Origin of the sequence: Streptomyces sp. NPDC020884 (assembly GCF_044333935.1) — a bacterium.
In the GTDB taxonomy this organism is placed as follows: Bacteria; Actinomycetota; Actinomycetes; order Streptomycetales; family Streptomycetaceae; genus Streptomyces.
In genome coordinates, this window is record NZ_JBIRRY010000013.1 from 47,058 (window position 1) to 70,780 (window position 23,723).

The window sequence follows — 23,723 nt, forward strand, 5'->3', positions numbered from 1 at the left end:
GCGCTCAGACCGCGTCCCCGGGGAAGTCCGCCCGTACCGTCAGGCCGCCGTCGGGGTTGGCGACGGCCGTGATCGTGCCGTGGTGGGCGCGCACCACCGCGTGGGCGATGGCGAGGCCGAGGCCGTGGCCGGTGCGGTCGCTGCGCACCCGGGGAGCGGCGCGGTGGAACGGTTCGAAGAGGCGGTCGGCGTGCTCGGGATCCAGCGGGGGACCGGAGTTGGCCACCTCCAGGGAGACCGGCCCGTCGCCGAAGACGGCCACGTGCACCCAGCCGCCCGTGTCCGCGTCCGGGACGTTGTGGGTGAGCGCGTTGTCGACGAGGTTGTGCACCAGCCGGCGCAGCAGCGCGGTGCTGCCCGCGCGCAGGTGCCCCGGCTCCAGGTCGGTCTCCAGGGTGATCCCGGCGGACCGGGCCCGCCCGGCCAGCTCCCCGCAGGTCTCCGCGGCGATCTCGGCGAGGTCGACGGGCTCGGTGTCGGGGCGGGCATGTTCGGCCCCGGCGAGCTGGAGCAGGCCGTGCACGATCTCGATGCTGCGTTCGTTGACGGCGGCCAGCCGCGGGGCGAGCCGCAGCAGTTCGCGGCCGGAGTCGTCGGCCGCCGCCAGTTGCAGGGCGGTACGGGTGGTGGCCAGCGGGGTGAGCAGTTCGTGCGAGGCGTTGGCGGCGAAGCGCTGATGGGCGGCGAAGGAGCGTTCCAGCCGGTCCAGGGTGTCGTCGAAGGTGTCGGCGAGCGCGCGGAGTTCGTCGTGCGGGCCGGTGGCGTTGATCCGGTAGGAGAGATCGCCCTCGCCCGCGCGGGCGGCCGCCCGGCCGATGGTGTGCAGGGGGGCCAGCAGGCGGCGGGACAGCAGCCACCCGGCGGCCAGGCCCACCCCGGCCACCAGCGACGCGCCCGCCACGGACACGGTCAGCACGGTGGACCACACGTCCTCCTTGGAGCGGACCACCTGGGTTTCGGCGTACGGGGGCGGCGGATCGGCGGTGCGGAACGGCGTGGGCAGGCGGTCGGACGGGAGACCGGGTACGAAGTCGGTGTGGACGGGCGCGGTGCCCAGGTCGTACGACGGCAGGAACCGCATGCCGAGGTAGACCGCGGCCACCATCAGCGCCCCGGACACCACCAGGACGCCCGCGAAGCCGAGGAAGAGCCGGGTGTGGATGCTGACCCGGCGCTCACGGGTCCCGGGGGCCCCGCGCTTCCGGGTCCCGGAGGCCTCGCGCTCCCCGCTCACGCGCGCTCCGCCAGGTAGTAGCCGGCACCGACCGCGGTGTGCAGCAGCGGCGGCTCGCCCAGTTTGCGGCGCAGGGTGTGGACCACGAGGCGTACCGCGTTGGTGAACGGGTCGGCCGCCTCGTCCCACGCCTTCTCCAGCAGGTACTCCGCGCTGAGCACCCCGCCCTCCGCCCGCATCAGCAGTTCCAGGACGGCGAGTTCCTTCGGGGTGAGCCGGATCTCCCGGCCCGCCCGCTCGGCCCGCCGACGGTGGGTGTCCAGGGCCAGGTCCGCGACGGACAGCGTCGGCGCGTGCGCGGGGGCGGCGCGGCGGTAGAGCGCGCGGAGCCGTGCCACCAGCTCCGGGAAGTCGAAGGGCTTGGGGAGATAGTCGTCGGCCCCCAGCCCGAGGCCCGCCACCTTGTCGCCGAGGCGGCCCGCCGCGGTCAGCATCAGGATCCGGCAGCCGGGGTGCTCGGCGACCGTACGGCGGCAGACCTCGTCGCCGTGGACGCCCGGCAGGTCGCGGTCGAGGATCACGATGTCGTAGTCGTTGACGGCCAGCTTCTCCAGGGCCGCCTCGCCGTCGTGGACGGTGTCGGACGAGATGCCCTCGCGGCGCAGGCCGAGCCCGATGACCTCGGCCATGAACTCCTCGTCCTCGACGATCAGCACGCGCATCGCCGGTGTCGCCTCTCCTCGCGCGGGGTGGGCCGCCCGCCGGAGCGGATGCGCCACTTCTGTGCATACGTCCCACGGTGGGCGCGTCCCCCATGACTATCAGAGCCCGCATTTCGACGACGTATGAAAGCCCGCCCGGCGCGGTCCGCCGCCGAACGCCGCCGATAACGCCCGCTTCCTAGCGTGAGCCCTCCGTCCGTCGCCGACCGTGAAGAGACCGATTCCCATGAACCTGTTCAAACGGGCCTGGTGGCGTCTGACCGCCACGCCCGGCAAGGCGCTGCTGCTGACCGGCCTGTTCTTCGTCATCTGCGCCCTCGTCCTGTCCGGCTTCCTGATCCGGTCGGCGGCCGACCGTGCCGCGGCGGACGCGAAGCGCACCGTGGGGGCCGTGGCCACGCTGTCCCTCGACATCAACGCGCTGATGGCGGCCGGGCAGGCGGAGGGAGGCGGCGCGGCCGGTCTCCGGATCGACCCGAAGGACCGGCTGCGCAGCGGACAGGCCGACCGCCTCGGCACCTCGCCGCTCGTCACGCGGTTCAGCTACAGGGTGGAGTCCGCCGGGCAGCCGACGGACCGGCTGAAGCTCTACCGCGCCGTACCGCCGCCGCCCGCCACCGACACCGGGTCGGGCGACTTCTTCAAGATCGACGGCGTACGGGATCTGGCGGCGACGCCCGCCTTCCGCAACGGCACCTCGAAGATCATCGCGGGCCGGGGCATCGGCCCGGACACCGGGGACGGCGTCCTCGTCCTGGAGAAGCGGCTGGCCGAGGCCAATGAGCTGAAGGTGGGCGACCGGGTCACCGTGCGCCCCTTCCGCGGCGACGGCAGCACCCCGGAGCCGCAGGAGTTCACCGTCGGCGGCATCTACAGCAGCGACACCGCCTCCAGCGGCCAGTACGCGCCCGCGCTCGCCGACCCGGCCAACCTGATCTACGCAGCCCCGGACGTGGCCGGTTCCCTGTCGGCCGTCACGCCGACCGACGAGGGCTCGGACATCCAGGAGGCCACCTTCACCCTGCGCTCCCCGGACGACCTGCCGGAGCTGCGGAAGGCGGCCGAGAAGCTCGGCCTCGACCCGGAGATCTATCCGCTCGCGGTGAACGACAAGCAGTACCAGCAGCTCGTCGGGCCCATCTCCCGGACGGCGGGGTTCGCCACGCTCACGGTGTGGCTGGTCTCGCTGGCCGGACTGGCGGTCGTGTCGCTGATCGTCGCGAGTGCGCTGCGCGAGCGCCGCCAGGAGCTCGGCATCCTGCTGGCCATGGGCGAGCGCAAGCCGCGGCTGCTCGGCCAGCACCTGGTGGAGATCGCCGCCTGCGCGCTCATCGCCATCGGCCTCGCGGTACCCGCCAGCCAGGCCCTCGCCGCGACCGTGGGCAGCGGGCTGCTCGCCGGTGAGGTCTCCGAGGCGCAGAACGACAAGGACAGCGCCGAGCGGAACGACTACGCCAACTCCATGGGCGCGGCCCCGGAGGAGGAGCCCGCGGCGGAGCCCATCGACGCACTCGACGTCCGGCTCAGCGCCGCTGACATCGGCAAGGTCGGCGCGGCCGGTCTCGGCATCGCCGCCGCGGCCACCCTCGTACCCGGCTACCGCGTCCTGCGCCTGAAGCCCCGCCAGATCCTCACGAAGGGTGACTGACCATGCCGCACACCCCCACGGCCACCGCCGCCGACGCCGGCGAGGCCCCGGTCCTTCAGCTCGTCGGGGTCAGGAAGAGTTACCCCGTCGGCAGCCGGGGCCGGGAGCGCACGGTCCTCAAGGACGTCACCCAGGACTTCGAGCAGGGCCGTATGTACGCGGTCGTCGGCCCCTCCGGCAGCGGCAAGACCACCCTGCTCTCGCTGGCCAGCGGCCTCGACGCACCCAGCGGCGGCACGGTCCGCTTCCGGGGGCGGGAGCTGGACCGGCTGGGCCTGGACACCTACCGTCGCCGGCACGCGGCCACGGTGTTCCAGTCCTTCAACCTTCTCGGCTATCTGACCGCCGTGCAGAACGTCACCTCGGCCATGGAGATCACCGGCGCGGCCCGGCGCGGCCGCAAGGACCGGGCCAACGAACTCCTCGGCCTGCTCGGCATCGCGGAGGAGGACCGCCACCGCAGGATCCAGCAGCTCTCCGGCGGACAGCAGCAGCGGGTGGCGATCGCCCGCGCGCTCGCCTGCGAGGTGGACGTCCTCTTCGCCGACGAACCCACCGGGAGCCTCGACCAGGACACCGCGGCCGACATCGTCGAGGTGCTGCGCGGACTGGCCCACGACGAGGGCAAGTGCGTCATCGTGGTGACCCACTCGGCGAAGGTGGCCGAGGCGTCGGACGAGGTGCTGCACCTCAAGCGGGGCAAGCTGTCCCGCCGTTGAGGGCCGCGGCCCCGAGGCGAGGGGAGGGGCGGGGGCCCGTGCGGGCCCCCGCCCCTCCCCTGCGACGCTTCACCGCGGCGCGGCGCGCTGTCAGGAGTACGTGGCCTTGAGGGTCTTCACCGTGCCGGACGGCAGGGCGAAGGACGCCGAGGCGAAGCCCTCGAAGGTGCCGCCGGGGCCGACCAGGTTCCGGGAGACGTCGCCCGCCCAGTTGCCGGTGCGCCGGGTGCACTTCGGGTCGCACAGGTCGAGGCCCTTGGACGTGCTCGTGCCGTCGTTGACCGCGCCGACCCGGACCGTGCGGGGCTCGATCCACTTGTCCTTGGCGGGGTGCACGGCGATCTGGCCGCGCTCCTGGTTGACGGCGCGGTGGCTGCGCTCGTGCCGTCGTACGCAGACCTCGCCCGCGCCGGCGTAGGTCACGCACTTCTCCGCGACCTGGAACCAGCCGCTCCAGGAGGCGGAGACATCGAAGCTGCCGACGTTGGTCTCGCCGCGCACCGTGTAGCTGCCGGCGACGGTCTTCACCGAGGACCAGGGGGACGACCAGGCGGCGGTCTGCTGGGGACAGCCGCCGGCGCACACCTCGCCGAGGCCGCCGGAGGTGGACCAGACGTAGGAGGTCGGCTTGACCCAGTTGCCCTCGGTGGGGTTCACGGTCACGCGCGCCCGGTAGCCGTTGATCTTCCCCGCACTGGTGACGCGCTTCTGCACCTCCGCGCACACGGAGGCGACCGGCTGGGCGTCGACGTTGACGGTCTTGCAGTTCTTGTCGTGAGCCCCCCAGGTGTCGGCGGCGACCGCGACGGACGGGGCGACGAGGGTGGTGCCGACGGCGGCGGCGGTGGAGACGAGGGTCAGCAGGGTGGCGGTGAATCTGCGCACAGGTTCCTCCGGGCGTGAGGGGCGTGAGAGGCGAGAGACGGGTGTGGCGGGTGTGACGCATGCCGGTTATCGGCACCCACAGGTCTGACGACGCCCCACGGCCGGTCGCGGTTGCAGGGGCGACGGCCTCGAGGGGCGCTCGCTCAGTGACCGGGCTGTCCCTTCGCCGGTGCGGCCTCGCCGAAGATGTGCCGGTACGCGCCGGGCGTCGTCCCGAGGGCGGCGCGGAACCGCCGCCGCAGGTTGACCGCCGAGGACAGCCCGACCCGGACGGCGACCGTCTCGACCGGCAGATCGGTCCGCTCCAGCAGCGACCGGGCCGCGTCGACGCGCTGCTGGAGCAGCCACTGTCCGGGGCTGGTGCCGATCTGACGGACGAACCGGCGGGCGAAGGTGCGCGGGGAGAGACCGGCGTACGCGGCCAGCCGGTCGACGGACAGGTCCGTCCCCAGCCGCGTCAGCGCCCACTCCAGGACCGGGGCCAGCGAGGCGTCCGGGTCCGCGCCCCTGGGGACGGGCGGTGCCGCGTACGGGAGTTGGCTGCCGTCCCGGTGCGGTGGCAGCACCATGCTCCGGGCCACCTGCGCGGCGTAGAAGGCCCCCAGGTCGGAGCGTACGAGGTGGAGGCAGAGGTCGATGCCCGCGCCGCTGCCCGCGCTGGTCGCCACATCGCCGTGGTCGACGTAGAGCACGTCGTCGGCGACGCTCACCTCGGGGAAGGCCTCGGCCAGCCGGCCGCTCCGCCGCCAGTGCGTGGTCGCGCGACGCCCCGCCAGCAGCCCGGCCCGTGCGAGGACGAAGGCGCCCGTGCAGATCGACACGATGCGCGCCCCGCGCCGGTGCGCCGCCCGCAGGGCGTCCAGGACGTCGTCCGGCACGGGCCCGCCGGGCGGCTGCCAGCCCGGCACGATCACGGTGTCCGCCCGCCGCAGGGCGTCGAGGCCGCTCTCGACGAGCAGCGCGTGCCCGACGGTGGTCCGCAGGGGGCCGGGCCGCCGCGCACAGACCTCGAAGGTGTAGTGCGCGGGCAGATCCGGGCGGACGCCCCCGAAGACCTCGGCGGCACAGGCGAGTTCGAAGGGCGACTGCGGCTCGTTGAGCAGCGCCACCACATGATGCCGGGACGCGGATGCGGACGCGGATGCGGGCATGGCAGAAAAGTACCCGAGGATGTCATGTCGGACACTCGTCCGGGCCGGTCGTTCCGCGTCACGCTGGGGCCATGAGCAAGGAGAGCCGGTCCGACACGGCGAGCACCCTGAAGACCGTCCTGCACATCGACGACGTGGAACCGCACGAGGTGGCCCCCGGGATCCTGCGCCGCAGGCTGCCCGGCACGGCGTACGCCCGGGGCTGGCTGATCGACTTCGCGGCGGGCGCGGAGTGGCCCGAGATCGACCGACACCCCACCGAGGAGCGGTACTTCGTCCTGACCGGTGAGGTCATCGACGGCGGCGAGCGCCACGGGCCGGGAACGTACGTCGTGTTCGCGCCGGGCAGTGAGCACCGGCCGCGCACGGAGACGGGGGCGCGGATGCTCGGCATCTCCCTGATGGCCGCCTGAGCCGGGGCCGACGCGCCGGGGCCGTCCGCCCGGAACAGGGGACCGGGCGGACGGCCCCAGCGCGTCGTGGGCGGGTGCGGAGCCCGTGCCCAATCCCCCGGCCGTGCGGCTACGAATCACCTGTGAGAGATCGACCGGCTCCCCGCACGGCAGGTGGGACCCATGACTGCACGTTCGCTGCTCACCCCTGATCTTCCGCCCCGCTGTGCCACGCCGGACCTTCCCGGAGCGTGCGTCCCGACGCTGCCGCCGTCGCCCGAGGCCTCAGCTGCCGCTTCCGGAGACGCCGCGCAGACCGCGGCGGTGGGCGCGGTTGGTGGCCATCAGGACGTCCAGGGCGTCCCGGGTGGTGATGAGCTCGTCGATGTGGGCGGAGATCCGTTCCCGTTCCTGCTCCATCCGCTCCATCGCCGCGTCGGATGACTCCTCGCTGGGGGCGTCGACGCAGGGCAGGAGCTCCTTGACCGTGCGGCTGGACAGGCCGGCGGCGTAGAGGCGCTGGATGAAGTGGACCCGGTCGACCTCGGCGTCCGTGTAGTGCCGCTGGCCGCTCGGGCTGCGGGTGCTGGCCAGGAGCCGCTGCTCCTCGTAGTACCGCAGGGACCGGACGCTGGCCCCCGTGGCGGCCGCGAGATCTCCGATGCGCATGCCCATCCCTCCTGCCCGGTCGCCGACGGAGTTGCCGTACGGCCTTGCCCCTCACATTGATGTCAGGTTTTAGCGTAGCGCTGTGCCCGGCTCGCGGGCGCTACGGGATATCCAGCTAGGAGCTTTGCGATATGAGCCAGAGCCTTTTCGACAGCCACCGCCTCGGTGACCTGGTGCTGCCCAACCGGGTGGTGATGGCGCCGATGACCCGCGTCCGGGCGGCCTCCGGAGGGCTCGCGACCCCCTCGATGGCCACGTACTACGCGCAGCGGGCGAGCGCCGGGCTCATCGTGAGCGAGGGGGTGCAGCCGAGCCTGATCGGGCAGTCCAACCCCGGCACGCCCGGACTCCACACCGACGAGCAGGTCGCCTCGTGGCGGCCGGTGACCGACGCCGTGCACGCGAACGGCGGCCGGATCTTCGCCCAGATCATGCACGGCGGCCGGGTCTCGCACCCCGACACCACCGGGCTGCGGCCGGTCGGCCCCTCCGCCGTCGCGGCGGTCGGCGACGTGTTCACCCCGACGGGCCCGCAGCCCGCGCCGACGCCGCGCGCCCTGGAGACGGCCGAGGTGCCCGAGCACGCCGGGTCGTACGCGTCGGCCGCCCGCCGGGCCGTCGACGCGGGCTTCGACGGCGTCGAACTCCACGGTGCCAACGGCTACCTGATCTCCCAGTTCCTCTCCTCGAACGCCAACCGCCGCACCGACCGGTACGGCGGGTCCCTCGCCAACCGGGTGCGGTTCGCCGTCGACGCGGTGGCGGCGACCGTCGACGCCGTCGGTGCGGACAGGACCGGCATCCGGCTCTCGCCGGGCGGGACGTTCTGGGGCGTCGAGGAGCGGGACGTGCCCGAGCTCTACGCCCTGCTGCTGCGGGAGTTGGCGCGTCTGGAGCCGGCCTATGTGCACCTGGAGGCGACCGCCGACGAGGACGTGCTGATCGCCCTGCGCCGGGCCTGGCCCGGCGCGCTGATCATGAACCCGGTGCTGCCGATGGGGGCGAAGCGCGCCGGGCGTTCGGACGCGGACCGGTGGCTGGGGCTGGGCGCCGATCTCATCAGCTTCGGCCGGGCCTTCCTCGCCAACCCGGACCTGGTCGAGCGGCTGCGCGGCGGGCTGCCGATCGCTCCGGAGGACGAGGCGACGTACTTCCAGGGGGGCGACACGGGGTACGTCACCTATTCCTCGTACCAGCACGCGGGCTGAACGGGCCGGGGCCCGGGGGACCCGCCCTCTTCCCGCCGTGACGTGCGCCCGTCAGAATCCAAGGGCCCAGCCCCCCACGGCCCTTGGAGGCACCCCGCATGTCCACCCCCGCGCGCACGCCCAGGTCCCTGCCCTCCCGCAGAGGCTTCCTGGCCGGAGCCCTCGCCGTCTCCGCCACCGCCGTCATCGGCGCCGCACCCGCCGTCGCCGCCACCCGGGAGGCGGTCCGGGGGACGCAGGACTGGATGGCGGCGCTGCCCGACGGCACCGCCCTCCAGCGGCTCACGATCCCGGGCACGCACGACTCGGGGGCCCGGTTCGGCGGTCCCTGGTCGGAGTGCCAGAACACCACGATCGCGCAGCAGCTGGAGAGCGGCATCCGCTTCCTGGACGTACGGTGCCGGCTCATCGACGGCTCGTTCGCGATCCACCACGGGGCGTCGTTCCAGAACATGATGTTCGGCGACGTCCTCGTCGCCTGCCGGGACTTCCTGGCCGCGCGGCCGACCGAGACCGTGCTGATGCGGGTCAAGCAGGAGCACTCCTCCGCGAGCGACGGCGAGTTCCGGGCGGTCTTCGACGACTATCTGGACGTGCGCGGCTGGCGGTCCCTGTTCCGTCTCGACCCCGCCCTCCCCGACCTCGGCGGGGCCCGGGGCAAGGTCGTGGTGCTCGCGGACAACGGCGGGCTGCCCGGGGTGCGGTACGCGGACCCGGCCCTCTTCGACATCCAGGACGACTACATGGCGGAGCCGTTCGCCAAGTATCCCAAGATCGAGGACCAGTTCCGCAAGGCGGCCGAGCAGCCGGGGAAGTTCTTCATGAACTACGTCTCCACCGCCGCCCTGATGCCGCCCCGCTGGAACGCCGACCGGCTCAACCCGCAGGTGCACTCCTTCCTGGACCGCGCCGAGAACGCCGGGTGGACCGGGCTCGGCATCGTGCCGCTGGACTACCCCAACCAGCGGTCCGGGCTGGTCGAGTCGCTGATCCGGCACAACCCGACGGGGTGAGCGGCGGCCGCCGGGGAATCAGCTCCCCGGCGGCGGCGTCGGCGCCCCCGGCAGCGTCAGCGCCGCCACGGTGCCGGGGCCGTCGTCCGGGGCCGGGCGCAGCGCGATCTCGCCGCCCGTCTGGTGCACGGTGCGGGCCACGATGGACAGGCCCAGGCCCGAACCGGGGAGCTGGCGGGCGGTCGGGGAGCGCCAGAAGCGTTCGAAGACGTGCGGGAGGTCCTCGGCGGGGATGCCGGGGCCCCGGTCCCGGACCGTCAGCTCGCCCCGGTGCAGCCGCACGTCGATCGTGGAGCCCGGCGGGCTGAACTTCACCGCGTTGTCCAGGACGTTGACGATCGCCCGCTCCAGGGCGGCCGGTTCGGCGCGTACGTACCAGGGGGCCAGGTCCTCCGTGACCGTCAGCTCGGGGCCGCGCAGGCGGGCGCGGCGCAGGGCGGTGCGGGTGATCTCGTGCAGGGCCACCACCTGGAGCGGGCCGGGCTCGGCCGCGTCGGGGCGGGCCAGCTCCTGGAGGTCGCCGATCAGTGCGGCCAGCTCCGTCATCTGGGCCTTCACCGAGGCCATCAGCGCCTTGCGGTCCTCCGGCGGAATCATCCGGCCGGTCTCGTCGCTGCGGGCCAGCAGCTCCACGTTCGTCCGGAGCGAGGTCAGCGGGGTGCGCAGCTCGTGGCCCGCGTCCGCGATGAGCTGGGCCTGCCGGTCGCGGGAGGTGGCCAGTTGCGCCGTCATCGAGTTGAACGAGCTGGAGAGCCGGGCGATCTCGTCCTCGCCGTCCACCGGGATGCGTACGGTCAGGTCCTCGGTCCGGGCCACGTGCTCGACGGCCTCGGCCAGTTCGTCGACCGGCCGCAGCCCGGCGCGCGCGATCCACAGTCCGGCCGCGCCCGCGCCCAGGACGCCGATGCCCGAGACGACGAGCAGGACCCAGGCGAGCTGGTTCAGCGGATCGGTGACCTGCTTCATGGAGACGGCCACGGAGACCGCGAGACCCGGGCGGCCCGGACCGGCGGGTGAGGTGTGGACCCGCATCTCCGTGCCGTCCTCGGCCGTCGTGGTGTGCGTCGCGTCCTCGCGCAGCCCGGCGGCGACGGCCCGGTCGGTGGCATCGATCGGGATGGCGGACTTGCCGGGCACCGTGCACGGCTTCTCGCCCACGGCCGGCACCAGCTGGATCGTGTACGGGCCCACGATCTGGAAGTCGCCGGCCAGCCCGCTCGTGCAGGACGTCGCCAGCAGCCCGATCGCGTCCCCGTTCGGCCGCACCTGGGACAGCGTCGTGTCGAGCTGTTCGGTCAGCCGGTCGCGGGTGGTCAGCCAGCACGCGGCGGCCACCGCCGCGACCGCCACCGCGACCGCCGTGGCGACCAGCATCGCGAGCCGGGAGCGCAGCGGCAGCGCCCGGAAGCGGCGCACCGGGCTCACGCCTCCCCGCTCCCGCCCGTACGCAGCGCGTAGCCCACCCCGCGCACGGTGTGGACGAGGCGCGGCTCGCCGCCCGCCTCCGTCTTGCGGCGCAGGTACATCACGTACACGTCCAGGGAGTTGGAGCTCGGCTCGAAGTCGAAGCCCCAGACGGCCTTGAGGATCTGCTCCCGGGTCAGCACCTGGCGCGGGTGGGACAGGAACATCTCCAGCAGCGTGAACTCGGTACGGGTCAGCTCGACCCGCCGCTCGCCCCGGGTGACCTCGCGGGTGGCCAGGTCCATCCGCAGGTCGGCGAAGGACAGCACGTCGTCGTCGGGGAGGTCCGCACCGGCCGCCGAGGCGTAGGAGCTGCGGCGCAGCAGGGCCCGGATGCGGGCGAACAGCTCGTCCAGCTCGAACGGCTTGACCAGGTAGTCGTCCGCGCCGGCGTCGAGGCCGGTGACCCGGTCGCCGACGGTGTCGCGGGCGGTGAGCATCAGGATGGGCGTGGTCGAGCCGGTGGCCCGGATGCGGCGGGCGGCGGTGAGGCCGTCCATCCGGGGCATCTGGATGTCCAGGACGATGAGGTCGGGGGCGTAGGCCTCGGTCATCGCCAGGGCGTCGTACCCGTCGACCGCGACCCGCGTCCCGTACCCCTCGAAGGCGAGGCTGCGCTGGAGCGCCTCGCGCACGGCCGGCTCGTCGTCGACGATCAGGATGCGCTGGGGATCGTCTTCGGCGGGGCTCATCGCTGCTTGTCCTCTTCTCGTTCCGGCCGGCGGAGTGCTCTCAGCCTTGCACGGCCCGGGTGCCGCGCGGGATCAGGAACCGTCGCCCGCGCGCAGGGTGTCCAGGTCGGCCTTGAGGGTGTTCACCGGGATCGCGAAGCCGAGGCCCACGCTGCCCGCCGCGGATCCGCTGCCCTCGGCCGAGGAACTGGGCGCGTACATCGCGGAGTTGATGCCAATGATCTCACCGTCCATGTTGATCAGCGCACCGCCGGAGTTGCCGGGGTTGAGCGAGGCGTCGGTCTGGAGTGCCTTGTACGTCGTCGTCTTCTCGCCCGTGTCGCCGTTGAACTGCCGGCCCCCGAACTCGAACGGCCACTGCCCGCTGTCGCCGCCCTGGCCCTGGCCCTGCCCCTGGCCGGAGTCGCTGCCGGAGTCGTCCTTGGCGACCGTGACGTCCCGGTCGAGCGCGGAGACGATGCCGCTGGTGACCGTGCCGGTCAGGCCCTCGGGCGAACCGATCGCCACGACCTGGTCGCCCACCTTGACCTGCGAGGAGTCGCCGAGCGCGGCCGTCTTCAGCCCGCTCGCGCCCTGGAGCTTGATGAGCGCGAGATCCTTGTCGGGGTCGGTGCCCACGACGTCGGCGGTGTAGGTCTTGCCGGTGGAGAGGGTGACCTGGATCTGCTGCGCGCCCGCGATGACGTGGTTGTTGGTGACGATCTCGCCGTCCTCGGTGATCACCACACCCGAGCCGGTGGACTTGCCCGCCGACGAGGTCGCGCCGATCTCCACGATGGTGGGCGAGACCGCCTCCGCGACGCCCGAGACGGTGCCCTTGCTGCTCTGCGAGACGGTGGTGCCGTTGACCGCGCCGCCGGAGCCGGTGGCGCCCGCCCCGCCGTCGGTGAGCTGCCCGACCAGGGTCGCGGTGCCGCCGCCGATCACGCCCGCGGCGATCGCCACCGCCGCCAGCAGGGCCACCGGCCGCTTCGCCCGGCGCTCACGCCGCCCGGGGGCGGGTGCCGGGGCGGGGGCGTACGGGGGCGGCGGCGGGTAGCCGCCCGCCGTGCCGTCGTACGCCGTGCCGTGGGAGTCGTACGCCGTGCCGGTGGAGGAGGAGTACGGGGTCGGGTCCTGGTCCGTCGTGTACGCGCCGCTCGGGCGAAGGTTCTCCGTCATGTGCACCAGGCTGTTCGGCGAACATGAGAAGGGCCTGAGTACGTCCTGAGAAGCCCGGAAGAACCGCGTATGCCCGCTGTAAAGGGCGAGGCGGGTCAGGAGGCCGGCGAGGGCTCCCCGCAGCCGCAGGAGCGCCGGACCACCAGCGCGGAGGGGAACTGCTTCAGCCGCTCCCGCCGCGATCCGGAGACCCGGAGCGAGTCGTCCAGCACCAGGTCCACCGCCGCCCGCGCCATCGCCGGGCGGTCGGAGTAGACCGTGGTCAGCGGCGGATCGGTGAGACCCGCCTCCTTCACGTCGTCGAAGCCCGCCACCGCCAGCTCGCCCGGCACGTCGATGCGCAGCTCCCGGGCGGCCCGCAGCACGCCGAAGGCCTGGTCGTCCGTGGCGCAGAAGATCGCCGGGGGCCTGTCCGGGCCCGCCAGCAGCCCGAGGGCCACCTGATAGGCGTCGTAACGGTTGTACGGGGCCTGGAAGAGCCGGCCCTCGGTGGAGCGGCCCGACTCGTGCATCGCCCGGCGCCAGCCCTCGACGTGGTCGGCGACCGGGTCGCCGACCGCCGGGGTCGACTCCACGCCGCCGAGGCAGGCCACATACGCGTTGCCGTGCTCCAGCAGGTGCCGGGTGGCGAGCTGGGCGCCGCCCACGTCGTCGGTGACGACGGCGACGTCGTCGATCGCCTCGGGGCGCTCGTGCAGCAGGACGACCCGGGCGTCCCAGGCCTCGATCTCGGCCGCGGCGCGCTCGCTGGGGCCCTGGCTGACCAGGATCAGCCCGGAGACGCGCATACCGAGGAAGGCCCGCAGATAGTGGACCTCGCGCTCGTCGCGGTAGTCGGAGTTGCCGACGAGCACCATTTTCCCGCGTTCGGCGGCGGCCTGTTCGACCGCGTGCGCCATCTCCGCGAAGAACGGCTGCCGGGCGTCCGGCACGATCATGCCTATGAGGTCCGTGCGGCGCGAGGCCATGGCCTGGGCGACCCGGTCGGGCCGGTAACCCAGCTCCTTGATCGCGGCGAGCACCCGCTCGCGCGTGGCCGGGGCGACCGGCCGGGGTCCGTTGTTGATGACGTAACTGACGACCGCGGTCGACGTTCCCGCCAGTCTCGCCACATCGTCCCGCGTCACCTTGGCCACGCGCCGCAGTCTACGCGGATGGACCCAGGGGGTGTCCGGTGGATCAGGACCGGGATCACGGCGTCCGGCACGGCACCTCGCGGCGTTCCCGAAACGTCCGAATCGCTCCGCGATGAGGACGCTCCGGCGCCTTGCGATGCACCGCACCGGACGCCGCGCCCTGTCCGGCCCCGACCCACCGGACACCCCCTACCTCTTGGCAGCCTCTACCTGCGCTTCTTCCGTCACCTCGGCGGTCGGGGACTGCTCCGAACGGGTGAGGGCTTCCCTTTCCCTGGACTGCCGCTGCTGGGCGGCCCGCTCCTTCGCCTCCTCCGCCGCGCGCTCGACCTTCTCCGGGGTGACGAAGCGGTAGCCGACGTTGCGCACGGTGCCGATCAGCGACTCGTGCTCGGGGCCGAGCTTGGCGCGCAGCCGCCGCACGTGGACGTCGACCGTCCGCGTACCGCCGAAGTAGTCGTAGCCCCAGACCTCCTGGAGGAGCTGGGCGCGGGTGAATACCCGGCCCGGGTGCTGGGCGAGGTATTTCAGCAGTTCGAATTCCTTGAAGGTCAGGTCCAGGACCCGGCCCTTGAGTTTCGCGCTGTACGTCGCCTCGTCGACGGAGAGATCACCGTTGCGGATCTCCATCGGGGAGTCGTCGGAGGTGATCTGCTGGCGGCCCATGGCCAGCCGCAGCCGGGCTTCGACCTCGGCCGGTCCGGCCGTGTCCAGCAGGACGTCGTCGACGCCCCAGTCGGCGGTGACGGCCGCGAGACCGCCCTCGGTGACGACGAGGATCAGCGGGCAGCCGGGTCCCGTGGACCGCAGCAGCTGACAGAGCGAGCGCACCTGTGGAAGGTCGCGACGCCCGTCGACGAGGATCACATCGGCGCCCGGGGTGTCCACGAGGGCCGGGCCCTCGGCGGGGGCCACCCGCACACTGTGGAGCAGGAGCCCGAGGGCGGGGAGCACCTCCGTCGACGGCTGGAGTGCGTTCGTCAGAAGCAGCAGTGAACTCATCGCCGCCCACCTGCCTGGTTCGGTCGATCGTGTTGCACGGTTCGCTCGCCCATTACGTCGGTCCTCCTCGTTCCCTGCGAGAGGGGCACTCCCGGGTCGGACCCGGGGGAGTATGCGGCACTGCTTCGTACGTTCTGCGTCATGCGGGTTTTACGGTGCGGTCCCGCGCCCTGGGACCGCTGAGCTTGTGGAAACGTCGCCGTAACAACGCCGGTAAAGCACAAAAGGACCCGGGGGCTGCATTGCCCGGATCCTCTTCGCAGCAGAATAGCCCACATGAGTTCTGTGTCCGAGGGCCGATTCCTGAGTTCTTCTGTTCCCTTGCTCACGCGACCCCCGCGCTTCGCCACGTTGCTGACCGATGACGGCGTACCGGTCGAGGCGGTGTACGAACCGTGTACGGCGGGTTCCGGGGCGGCGGGGGACGAAGCGGCCGGGACTCCTGCGAGGACCCCCGCGATCGTCGTCGCGCACGGATTCACCGGTTCGGCCGAGCGGCCCGCCGTACGCCGTGCGGCGCGGGCGTTCGCCCAGCGTGCGGCCGTGATCACGTTCTCGTTCCGGGGCCACGGGCGATCCGGCGGGCGCTCCACGGTCGGCGACCGCGAGGTGCTGGACCTGGCGGCCGCGGTGGCCTGGGCGCGGCGGCTGGGCCACCCGCGGGTGGTGACGGTCGGGTTCTCGATGGGCGGCTCCGTGGTGCTCCGGCACGGCGCTCTGTATCCGCGGGATCCGCTGGCCGGGGATGCGTCCGTCCGTGTACCGGCGCGCGAGGGGCGCACAAGGAGTGCGGGGGCGCATTCGGACGCGGTGGTCTCCGTCAGCTCTCCCGCCCGCTGGTACTACCGGGGGACGGCCCCGATGCGCCGGCTGCACTGGGTGGTCACCCGCCCCTCGGGCCGCCTCGTCGGCCGCTTCGGATTCCGTACCCGCATCGCCACCGAGGACTGGGACCCCGTCCCGCTCTCCCCGGTCGCCGCGGTCCCGCTCATCGCCCCGGCCCCGCTGCTCCTCGTGCACGGCGACCGGGACCCGTACTTCCCGCTGGACCACCCGAGGATGCTGGCGGATGCTGCCGGGCCGGGCGGTGCGGAGCTGTGGCTGGAGCGGGGCATGGGCCACGCGGAGAACGCGGCGGACGACGCCCTTCTGGCCCGCATCGCGGCCTGGGCGACGGCCGCACCGCCCGGGTGACCCATCATGGAGAGCTGACGCACGAGCGTCCGAGAAATCGACCGAAGGAGTGGCGCCATGGCAGCGGGGACGATCCGCTACTGGGCTGCGGCCAAGGCCGCCGCGGGCACCGCGGAGGAACCGTACGCGGCGGCGACCCTCGCCGAGGCGCTCGACGCGGTGCGCGGCCGGCACCCCGGCGAGCTGAGCCAGGTGCTCCGGCGGTGCTCGTTCCTCGTCGACGGGAACCCCGTCGGGACCCGCGGGCATGAGACCGTACGCCTTGCCGAGGGCGGCACGGTCGAGGTGCTCCCGCCGTTCGCAGGAGGGTGAACCGCAGGCCATGAGCAGCAACGATCAGCAGTACCCGTATCCGTACGACCCCGAGCGCCAGCAGCCGTCGTCGCCGCACTGGCCCGACGGCACGGCCGGGCAGCCCGCCGCGCCCCCGGAGCCGGCCGCCTCCGACCAGGGCGGTACGCAGACATGGCAGGCGCCGACCTGGGACACGCAGTACCAGCCGACGATCCGCCCGGACGGGGACGACGGCCGGGGCCGGGGCCAGGGCCCCGGTCACGGGCAGCCGCGACAGCCGGATCCCTACGGTGCGTCGCAGCCGGATCCGTACGGACAGCAGCAGCCGGATCCGTACGGGGTGTCGCAGCCGGATCCCTACGGACAGCAACAGGATCCGTACGGGACGCGGCAGCCGGATGCCCACGGACAGCAGCAGCCGGACCCCTACGGGACGCGGCAGCCGCAGGCCTACGGACAGCAGCAGCCGGATCCGTACGGGACGCGGCAGCCGCAGGCCTCGTATCAGCCGCGGCACCCGGACCCCCAGCAGCCGCACCAGGGGCAGCACCAGCCCCAGCAGCCGTACCGGCCCTCGGCGGCCGACACCGCCTATCTGCCGCCCCAGGGAGCCTCGGGCTCCCACCCGCTGCCGCCCGAGGCCCCGGCCCCGCACGCCGAGCCCGTCGTGCCCGCGCCCGCGTCGGCGCCCATGACCGGGCAGCAGGCGCCCGCTGACCCCGGCCACGGCGCGCCCGCGACGCCGGGCGACGCCCGGATGACCGACGCCCAGCGGGCCCGTGCCGAGGGGCGCTCGCCGATCATCGCGCCGGGGATGCAGCCCGCGGCGCTCACCGCCCTGCTCGGCCTGCTGCTCGCGGGGGGCGCGGCGATCGGGCCGTACGCCCTGCTCGTCCCGGTCGTGCTCCTCCAGGCGGTGACGGCCGCCGGATGGTTCCGGCTCAACGGCATGTGGCCCGCCCGCCAGGGCATCGCGCTCGCCTTCGCCGGGGGGCTGGTCGCCGACGTCGCTCTGCTCGCGGCGGGCCGGGAGCACGGTCCCGCCGCCCTCCTGGGCACCCTGGGCGTCTGGGTGCTGCTCACCGTGGTCCTCCAGCTCCGCAGCCACGCCGGGGCCGACGAGCGGATGTACGGGCTGATGGCCACCGTCGTCTCCGCGTCCCTCGCGGTGCTCGCCGGCGGCCACCTCGCCGCGCTCCCGGACGCGGTGACGGTCGGCGGGGTGGCGGTCGCGGCGGCCGTGCTCGCCCGTGCGCTGCCGCTGCCCGGCGCGGTCTCCGTCGCGGTGGCCCTGCTCGCGGCTGCGGGCGCGGGGGTCGCGATGGGCGGCCTGACGGACTTCGGCGCGAAGGGCGCACTGCTCGGTCTCGCGGCGGGCGGGGCCGCGCTCATCGGGCTGCGGGTGGCGAGCTACGACTACCCGTCCCGCTTCGTGCACCTGACCGCCGGGGTGGCGCTGCCCCTGACCGCCGCGGCCCCGGCCGTGTACATGGTCGGCCGCGCCATCCTCTGACCGCCGGTACGGCCACGGCTGCTGACGGCCCCTCGGGAACCGATCGGGGGCCGTCGGTCGTCGATCACCCAGGGCGTCCACTCCTGCCGCAGTAGGCTCACGGACGCCAGGGGGACCGATCGGCTCAGGGTGGGGAAACGAGACATGCGCGCACTGCGAATACTGCTGGTCCTGGTGGTGGTGCTCGGCGGCCTGTTCCTCGCGGTCGACCGCGCGGCCGTCTACTTCGCCGAGTCCGAGGCCGAGGACCGGGTCACGATCAGCGGGGGCGGCGCGGCCACGACGGAGGTCTCGATCAAGGGATTCCCCTTCCTCACCCAGCTCGCCGGTTCGCAGCTGGACCGGGTCGACGTCAACCTCACCGGCATGAAGACCAGCGCCGCGGGCCGCACGATACGGGTCAGCGAGGTCCGGGCCCAGCTCCACGACGTGAAGCTCGGTTCCGGCTACCGCAGCGCCACGGCCGCCCGCGCCACCGGCACCGCGCTCGTCAGTTACGAGGACCTGACGGCGGCGGCCAGCGACGGCGTCGTCGTGGAGTACGGCGGCAAGGGCAAGGCGAAGGTCACCGGCACCGTCGAGATCCTCGGCCGCCCGATCTCGCGCAGCGTGCTGTCCACCGTGACCCGCGTCGACGGCCACACGATCAAGGTGCGCGCGGACGAGGTGCCGGGCGGGGGCATCCCCGGCGTCGAGGAACTGGTCCGCAAGAAGACCGACTTCGAGGGCGACATCGACGGGCTGCCGAAGGGCCTGGAGCTCCGGCAGGTCGAGGTGACCGAGAAGGGCCTGGAGATCTCCGTGACCGGCTCGGACGTTTCCCTGACGGGCTGACCGAGCCGCCCGATCCGGATAGTGAGACGCCCGCGTCCGATCCGCAGATGCGGGGAAGGCTCAGGAAGCCCGGCAAGGGACCCCCGGGCTCACCCGTCCTTCCTCCGTCTCACATCACGGATGATCGTGTCTCATCATGCGACACGACGGTGACATCTCCTCCCGTACCTCCCTACGATCGACCCATGAAGCGACAGGCGGATCTCACGAAGCGGCGGGCAGTAGACCTGTGCCGCGTCGCCGCCATGCTCTGTCGCACCTTCTGAGCGGGGCGTTCGCACCGTCCCGTTTCCCCCGGCCCTTCGACCGTTGTCAGGGCCGGCCCCGTGCCCCGTACGCGCCGCGTTCCGTGCCTCCGCGCGTACACCCGCACCCAGCAACTCCGCATCTCGCACCACCCCGCCGCAGACTGCCCCGGAGGAGAACAACATGAGCCGCAGCGACGTCCTGGTAGACGCCGACTGGGTCGAGGCCCACATCGACGACGCGCAGGTCGCCATCGTCGAGGTGGACGAGGACACCTCGGCGTACGAGAAGAACCACATCAAGAACGCGATCCGGATCGACTGGACCAAGGACCTCCAGGACCCGGTCCGCCGTGACTTCGTCGACCAGGCCGGCTTCGAGAAGCTGCTCGGCGAGAAGGGCATCGGCAACGACACCCTGGTCGTCCTCTACGGCGGCAACAACAACTGGTTCGCCTCGTACGCCTACTGGTACTTCAAGCTGTACGGCCACGAGAACGTCAAGCTCCTCGACGGCGGCCGCAAGAAGTGGGAGCTCGACTCCCGCGACCTGACCGACGCCGTCCCGACGCGCCCGGCCACGCAGTACACGGCCAAGCCGCAGGACGAGTCGATCCGCGCCTACCGCGACGACGTCGTGAAGGCCATCGGCAGCCAGAACCTGGTCGACGTGCGTTCGCCCGACGAGTTCAGCGGCAAGCTGCTCGCCCCGGCGCACCTCCCGCAGGAGCAGTCGCAGCGCCCCGGCCACGTGCCGAGCGCCCGCAACATCCCGTGGTCGAAGAACGCCAACGACGACGGCACCTTCAAGTCGGACGACGAGCTCAAGGCCCTCTACGAGGACGAGCAGGTCGACCTGGCGAAGGACACCATCGCCTACTGCCGCATCGGTGAGCGCTCCGCGCTCACCTGGTTCGTGCTCCACGAGCTCCTCGGCCAGGAGAACGTCAAGAACTACGACGGTTCCTGGACCGAGTACGGCTCCCTCGTCGGCGTGCCGATCGAGCTCGGCGCCAACAAGTAGCGCCACCAGCAGTCCCGACCGACCTGCACGACCCCGACCAGAAGGACAGAACCATGTGTGGAGCACAGGCCGGTGGCCCCGACGCCTCGACGATCAAGTCCGGTGAGACCACCATCCAGGGCAGCGTGACCCGCGACGGCGAGCCCGTCACCGGTTATGTGCGGCTGCTGGACTCGACCGGCGAGTTCACCGCCGAGGTCCCGACCTCGGCGACCGGACAGTTCCGGTTCTACGCGGCCCAGGGCACCTGGACGCTCCGCGCCCTGGTTCCGGGCGGCAGCGCCGACCGCGTGGTCGTCGCGCAGACCGGCGGTCTCTCCGAGGTCGCCATCGCCGTCTGATCCTTCACGGATCCGCGGCGGGCCGGTTTCCCGCGGCCCACAGAACGGCCGAAGGGCCGCACCCCAGGGGGTTGGACGCCACCTGACGCGGGGTGCGGCCCTTCGTCCTGTCCGGATCCCTCCGGCCGGGTGGGCGGGGAGCCCGCACCGTCCTACGCTGGAGGCATGTACGCCCGACGCAGGCGGAACTACTTCCTCATGATGGGCGGATGCATCGCGCTCTTCGTGTCCGCCTGGGCCGTGGTGCGCCTGTGGTCCATGCCGGTCGCCATCGGCATGTGCGTGGTCGCCATGGTGATCCCGCCCGTCGCCGCGATGGTCGCCAACCGGCGGGGCCCGGACGACCGGTGGTGGGACGACCCCTCCGGGGACCCGAAGTCCGACGAGTGGTGGGACGAGCTGGACGGCAGGAAACGCCACTGACGCCCTTGGCGCCCCTGGCCTACCCGGGCCTCCGGGTCAGTAGACGAGCGCCTGGGTGTCGTCGGCCATGGCCTCCTGCACGAAGAGCTGCGCGCCCGCGATCCGTACGCCCTCCAGTACGTCCTTCTCGGCGATGTCGCGCCGGGCCGCGCACTGGGTGCACAGGGTGATCCGGCCGCCCGCCAGGATCGAGTCCAGCAGATCGGGCAGCGGGGCGGCGTGCGGCAGCTCGAACTCGGCGGCCCGCCCCGGCAGCGCGAACCACGAGGACTCCCCGGTCAGCCAGAGCGAGACCTCCACCCCGCTGGCGACGCCCACGGCCGCCACGGTGAAGGCCTGCGAGCAGCGCTCGGCGGCCTCGGGCCCGGCGGTCACCTTGATCACAAGCTTCTTCGGCATGTGCCGAACTGTAATCGTCCGGCAGGCGGAACCAGCTGCTCGCCCGAGACCCGCGGCAGCGGCCCGGGGCCGCTACCTGAACGAGAAGGCCGGGCCCCCACCCATTAGGCTGGGGCCCGGCCCTGTCACTGCCGTCACCCGCTCGTCACGAGGAGCCCCCTGTGCTTGAGGCATTCTTCACCGCCCTGCTGATCCTGGTCTGCGTGGGCGTCACCGCCTTCGCCGCGCTCACCGTGAAGAAGCTGTACCAGGGCCAGCGCTGACCCTCGTCGTGCCGGTCCGCACCCGATGCGCACCGAACCGTTCCGCCCCTCTCTCACAGATCGTCTGAGCCGCTCATGATCGAGATTCCGTCCGACCTCCACCCGGACCTCGTCCCGCTGGCCTTCCTCCTCGGCAACTGGGCGGGTGCGGGTGTGTCCGACTTCCCCGGCGCCGAGAAGTGCAACTTCGGCCAGGAAGTCACCTTCAGCCACGACGGCCGCGACTTCCTGGAGTACGTCTCCCGTACCTGGGTCCTGGACGACGAGGGCAAGCAGGTCCGGCCGCTGGAGACCGAGAGCGGCTACTGGCGCATCGACAAGGACCGCAAGGTCGAGGTCGTCATGGCCCGCGACCAGGGCGTCATCGAGATCTGGTACGGCGAGCTGGCCCACCAGAAGCCGCAGATCGACCTGGTCACCGACGCGGTGGCCCGCACGGCGGCCTCCGGCCCGTACAGCGGGGGCAAGCGGCTCTACGGGTACGTCAAGAGCGACCTGATGTGGGTCGGCGAGAAGGCGACCCCCGAGGTCGAGCTCCGTCCCTACATGTCGGCGCACCTGAAGAAGGTCGTCACCCCGGAAGAGGTCGCCGAGATGGCGCGGAACCTCGAGGACATGCCGGACGACGGCATCGCGTTCTTCAAGTAGCGGGACCGGTCCGGGAGACCCGCCGGGGTTTCACCGCACGCCCCCTAGACTGGGCGTGTGGTGAGCACCGACTGGAAGACCGATCTTCGGCAGCGCGGTTACCGGCTGACGCCCCAGCGCCAGCTCGTCCTGGAGGCGGTCGACGCCCTGGAGCACGCGACTCCGGACGACATCCTGTGCGAGGTGCGCAGGACCGCGTCCGGCGTGAACATCTCCACGGTGTACCGGACCCTGGAGCTCCTGGAGGAGCTCGGCCTGGTCAGCCACGCGCATCTGGGGCACGGCGCCCCCACGTACCACCTGGCCGACCGCCATCACCACATCCACCTGGTCTGCCGGGACTGCAAGGACGTCATCGAGGCGGACCTCTCCGTCGTCGCCGATTTCACCGAGAAGCTCCGCGCCGACTTCGGCTTCGAGACCGATATGAAGCACTTCGCGATCTTCGGCCGCTGTGCCGCGTGCACCGCGGCCAAGGAGGCAGCGGAGGAAGCCTCCGCCAAGTCGTAGGCTGGGCACATGAAGAGCCCCCTGCTGTCCCTGCCAGGCGCCGTCCCCGCCGAAGGCCGCGACGAAGGTGTCGCCGCGCACTACGGCGACCTGTTCCGCGAGCAACGCGCCCTCGCCGACGGCAACGGCTTCGTCGACCTCTCCCACCGGGGCGTCGTCACCGTCACCGGCGACGACCGGCTGGCCTGGCTGCACCTGCTGCTCACCCAGCACGTCAGCGACCTCGCCCCGCACCAGGCCACCGAAGCGCTCATCCTCTCCGCCAACGGGCACATCGAGCACGCGATGTACCTGGTGGACGACGGCACGACCGTGTGGATGCACGTCGAACCCGACACCCAGGCCGACCTGATCGCCTACCTGGAGTCGATGAAGTTCTTCTACCGGGTCGAGGTCGCCGACCGCACCGGGGACCTCGCGGTCGTCCACCTCCCGGCCGGCTCCATCGCGGAGGTCCCGGAGGGCGTGGCCGTCCGGGAGACCCCGCAGGGCCGGGACCTGTTCCTGCCGCGCGCGGACCTGGAGGCGTACGCCGCCGACCACGGCCCCGCCGCCGGGATCCTGGCGTACGAGGCACTGCGCGTGGAGGGGCACCGGCCGCGCGTCGGCTTCGAGACCGACCACCGCACCATCCCGCACGAGCTGGGCTGGATCGGCACCGCCGTCCACCTCCAGAAGGGCTGCTACCGGGGCCAGGAGACCGTGGCCCGGGTCCACAACCTGGGGAAGCCGCCGCGCCGGCTGGTCTTCCTGCACCTGGACGGCAGCGAGGTGCACCTGCCCGGACACGGGACGCCGGTGCGGCTGGCCGCCGACGGCGAGGAGGGCCGTCAGCTCGGCTTCATCACCACGTCGGCCCGCCACCACGAGCTGGGCCCGATCGCACTGGCCCTGGTCAAGCGGAACGTGGCCGTCGACGCGGAGCTGATCGCCGGGGACACGGCGGCGGCCCAGGAGACCGTCGTCGAGCCGTAGAACAGGCCCCCCGGCCGACGTACG

The 23,723-nt window shown here is 72.7% G+C and carries 26 protein-coding genes; 15 read left to right on the plus strand and 11 right to left on the minus strand.

What is annotated here, in order from left to right:
* Window positions 1-4 precede the first annotated feature (4 nt).
* Both ACH4UK_RS33190 and ACH4UK_RS33195 read right to left on the minus strand, forming a co-directional pair.
* On the minus strand, window positions 5-1,234 hold the full coding sequence (locus ACH4UK_RS33190) for a sensor histidine kinase (RefSeq protein ID WP_398362400.1): 1,230 nt from the start codon (window positions 1,232-1,234) through the stop codon (window positions 5-7).
* A complete protein-coding gene (locus tag ACH4UK_RS33195) occupies window positions 1,231-1,896 on the minus strand; it encodes a response regulator transcription factor (RefSeq protein WP_398362402.1) in 666 nt (221 codons plus the stop codon). The genes ACH4UK_RS33190 and ACH4UK_RS33195 overlap by 4 nt, the downstream gene beginning before the upstream one ends.
* A gap of 226 nt (window positions 1,897-2,122) precedes the next feature.
* Here ACH4UK_RS33195 and ACH4UK_RS33200 point away from each other — a divergent pair, with 226 nt between their 5' ends.
* Window positions 2,123-3,544: an ABC transporter permease gene (locus ACH4UK_RS33200; RefSeq protein WP_398362404.1), complete on the plus strand. Its 1,422-nt coding sequence runs from the start codon at window positions 2,123-2,125 to the stop codon at window positions 3,542-3,544.
* Window positions 3,545-3,546: 2 nt separating this feature from the next.
* Window positions 3,547-4,263, plus strand: coding sequence for an ABC transporter ATP-binding protein (locus ACH4UK_RS33205; RefSeq protein WP_398362405.1), 717 nt, complete (start codon window positions 3,547-3,549; stop codon window positions 4,261-4,263).
* Window positions 4,264-4,353: 90 nt separating this feature from the next.
* On the opposite strand, the gene ACH4UK_RS33210 is transcribed toward ACH4UK_RS33205, so the two are convergent.
* Both ACH4UK_RS33210 and ACH4UK_RS33215 read right to left on the minus strand, forming a co-directional pair.
* On the minus strand, window positions 4,354-5,148 hold the full coding sequence (locus ACH4UK_RS33210; RefSeq protein WP_398362407.1) for a hypothetical protein: 795 nt from the start codon (window positions 5,146-5,148) through the stop codon (window positions 4,354-4,356).
* Between the two features lie 143 nt (window positions 5,149-5,291).
* On the minus strand, window positions 5,292-6,299 hold the full coding sequence (locus ACH4UK_RS33215) for a GlxA family transcriptional regulator (RefSeq protein ID WP_398362409.1): 1,008 nt from the start codon (window positions 6,297-6,299) through the stop codon (window positions 5,292-5,294).
* 71 nt (window positions 6,300-6,370) lie between these two features.
* Between ACH4UK_RS33215 and ACH4UK_RS33220 the strand changes: the two genes are divergently transcribed.
* On the plus strand, window positions 6,371-6,712 hold the full coding sequence (locus ACH4UK_RS33220; protein WP_398362411.1) for a cupin domain-containing protein: 342 nt from the start codon (window positions 6,371-6,373) through the stop codon (window positions 6,710-6,712).
* 264 nt (window positions 6,713-6,976) lie between these two features.
* Here the strand turns inward: ACH4UK_RS33220 and ACH4UK_RS33225 are convergent, their stop codons facing one another.
* Window positions 6,977-7,360: a MerR family transcriptional regulator gene (locus ACH4UK_RS33225; protein WP_398362412.1), complete on the minus strand. Its 384-nt coding sequence runs from the start codon at window positions 7,358-7,360 to the stop codon at window positions 6,977-6,979.
* Window positions 7,361-7,491: 131 nt separating this feature from the next.
* Here ACH4UK_RS33225 and ACH4UK_RS33230 point away from each other — a divergent pair, with 131 nt between their 5' ends.
* Window positions 7,492-8,568 (plus strand): alkene reductase, encoded by a 1,077-nt coding sequence (locus tag ACH4UK_RS33230; RefSeq protein WP_398362413.1) that lies wholly within the window; start codon window positions 7,492-7,494, stop codon window positions 8,566-8,568.
* A 98-nt stretch (window positions 8,569-8,666) separates the two neighbouring features.
* Window positions 8,667-9,581, plus strand: coding sequence for a phosphatidylinositol-specific phospholipase C (locus tag ACH4UK_RS33235; RefSeq protein WP_398362415.1), 915 nt, complete (start codon window positions 8,667-8,669; stop codon window positions 9,579-9,581).
* A gap of 18 nt (window positions 9,582-9,599) precedes the next feature.
* Here ACH4UK_RS33235 and ACH4UK_RS33240 read toward each other — a convergent pair whose 3' ends face one another.
* The 5 genes from ACH4UK_RS33240 to ACH4UK_RS33260 form a co-directional block, all read right to left on the minus strand.
* On the minus strand, window positions 9,600-10,955 hold the full coding sequence (locus tag ACH4UK_RS33240) for a sensor histidine kinase (protein ID WP_398362719.1): 1,356 nt from the start codon (window positions 10,953-10,955) through the stop codon (window positions 9,600-9,602).
* A gap of 47 nt (window positions 10,956-11,002) precedes the next feature.
* Window positions 11,003-11,737: a response regulator transcription factor gene (locus tag ACH4UK_RS33245; protein WP_398362417.1), complete on the minus strand. Its 735-nt coding sequence runs from the start codon at window positions 11,735-11,737 to the stop codon at window positions 11,003-11,005.
* Between the two features lie 72 nt (window positions 11,738-11,809).
* On the minus strand, window positions 11,810-12,898 hold the full coding sequence (locus ACH4UK_RS33250) for a S1C family serine protease (RefSeq protein WP_398362419.1): 1,089 nt from the start codon (window positions 12,896-12,898) through the stop codon (window positions 11,810-11,812).
* A gap of 95 nt (window positions 12,899-12,993) precedes the next feature.
* Window positions 12,994-14,034: a LacI family DNA-binding transcriptional regulator gene (locus ACH4UK_RS33255; protein WP_398362421.1), complete on the minus strand. Its 1,041-nt coding sequence runs from the start codon at window positions 14,032-14,034 to the stop codon at window positions 12,994-12,996.
* A gap of 189 nt (window positions 14,035-14,223) precedes the next feature.
* Window positions 14,224-15,036: a response regulator transcription factor gene (locus ACH4UK_RS33260; protein WP_398362423.1), complete on the minus strand. Its 813-nt coding sequence runs from the start codon at window positions 15,034-15,036 to the stop codon at window positions 14,224-14,226.
* Window positions 15,037-15,312: 276 nt separating this feature from the next.
* On the opposite strand from ACH4UK_RS33260, the gene ACH4UK_RS33265 reads away from it, so the two are divergent.
* The 7 genes from ACH4UK_RS33265 (at window position 15,313) to ACH4UK_RS33295 (ending at window position 20,904) form a co-directional block, all read left to right on the plus strand.
* Entirely contained in the window at window positions 15,313-16,230 is a 918-nt protein-coding gene (locus tag ACH4UK_RS33265) for an alpha/beta hydrolase (RefSeq protein WP_398362425.1), read from the plus strand.
* Window positions 16,231-16,287: 57 nt separating this feature from the next.
* Window positions 16,288-16,542 (plus strand): MoaD/ThiS family protein, encoded by a 255-nt coding sequence (locus tag ACH4UK_RS33270; RefSeq protein ID WP_398362427.1) that lies wholly within the window; start codon window positions 16,288-16,290, stop codon window positions 16,540-16,542.
* A 10-nt stretch (window positions 16,543-16,552) separates the two neighbouring features.
* Window positions 16,553-18,037 (plus strand): hypothetical protein, encoded by a 1,485-nt coding sequence (locus ACH4UK_RS33275; RefSeq protein WP_398362428.1) that lies wholly within the window; start codon window positions 16,553-16,555, stop codon window positions 18,035-18,037.
* Between the two features lie 144 nt (window positions 18,038-18,181).
* A complete protein-coding gene (locus ACH4UK_RS33280) occupies window positions 18,182-18,871 on the plus strand; it encodes a DUF2993 domain-containing protein (RefSeq protein WP_398362430.1) in 690 nt (229 codons plus the stop codon).
* Window positions 18,872-19,300: 429 nt separating this feature from the next.
* On the plus strand, window positions 19,301-20,140 hold the full coding sequence (locus ACH4UK_RS33285; protein ID WP_398362431.1) for a sulfurtransferase: 840 nt from the start codon (window positions 19,301-19,303) through the stop codon (window positions 20,138-20,140).
* Window positions 20,141-20,193: 53 nt separating this feature from the next.
* Window positions 20,194-20,481 carry a DUF1416 domain-containing protein gene (locus tag ACH4UK_RS33290; RefSeq protein WP_398362433.1) on the plus strand — a complete coding sequence of 96 codons (288 nt, stop codon included), beginning with the start codon at window positions 20,194-20,196 and terminating at the stop codon, window positions 20,479-20,481.
* 165 nt (window positions 20,482-20,646) lie between these two features.
* Window positions 20,647-20,904, plus strand: coding sequence for a DUF3099 domain-containing protein (locus ACH4UK_RS33295; protein WP_398362435.1), 258 nt, complete (start codon window positions 20,647-20,649; stop codon window positions 20,902-20,904).
* Window positions 20,905-20,940: 36 nt separating this feature from the next.
* Here the strand turns inward: ACH4UK_RS33295 and ACH4UK_RS33300 are convergent, their stop codons facing one another.
* Window positions 20,941-21,303: a DsrE family protein gene (locus tag ACH4UK_RS33300; RefSeq protein ID WP_398362437.1), complete on the minus strand. Its 363-nt coding sequence runs from the start codon at window positions 21,301-21,303 to the stop codon at window positions 20,941-20,943.
* A gap of 338 nt (window positions 21,304-21,641) precedes the next feature.
* Between ACH4UK_RS33300 and ACH4UK_RS33305 the strand changes: the two genes are divergently transcribed.
* Genes ACH4UK_RS33305 through ACH4UK_RS33315 form a run of 3 tightly spaced genes read left to right on the plus strand, consistent with a single transcriptional unit; the run spans window position 21,642 to window position 23,699 of the window.
* Window positions 21,642-22,214, plus strand: a complete 573-nt coding sequence (locus ACH4UK_RS33305; protein WP_398362439.1) for an FABP family protein — start codon at window positions 21,642-21,644, stop codon at window positions 22,212-22,214.
* Window positions 22,215-22,271: 57 nt separating this feature from the next.
* Complete coding sequence (locus ACH4UK_RS33310) at window positions 22,272-22,724, plus strand: Fur family transcriptional regulator (RefSeq protein ID WP_398362441.1); 453 nt, start codon at window positions 22,272-22,274, stop codon at window positions 22,722-22,724.
* Window positions 22,725-22,733: 9 nt separating this feature from the next.
* The gene (locus ACH4UK_RS33315; RefSeq protein WP_398362443.1) at window positions 22,734-23,699 is read left to right on the plus strand and encodes a YgfZ/GcvT domain-containing protein; all 966 of its coding nucleotides are present in this window, start codon (window positions 22,734-22,736) and stop codon (window positions 23,697-23,699) included.
* Window positions 23,700-23,723: the final 24 nt, after the last annotated feature.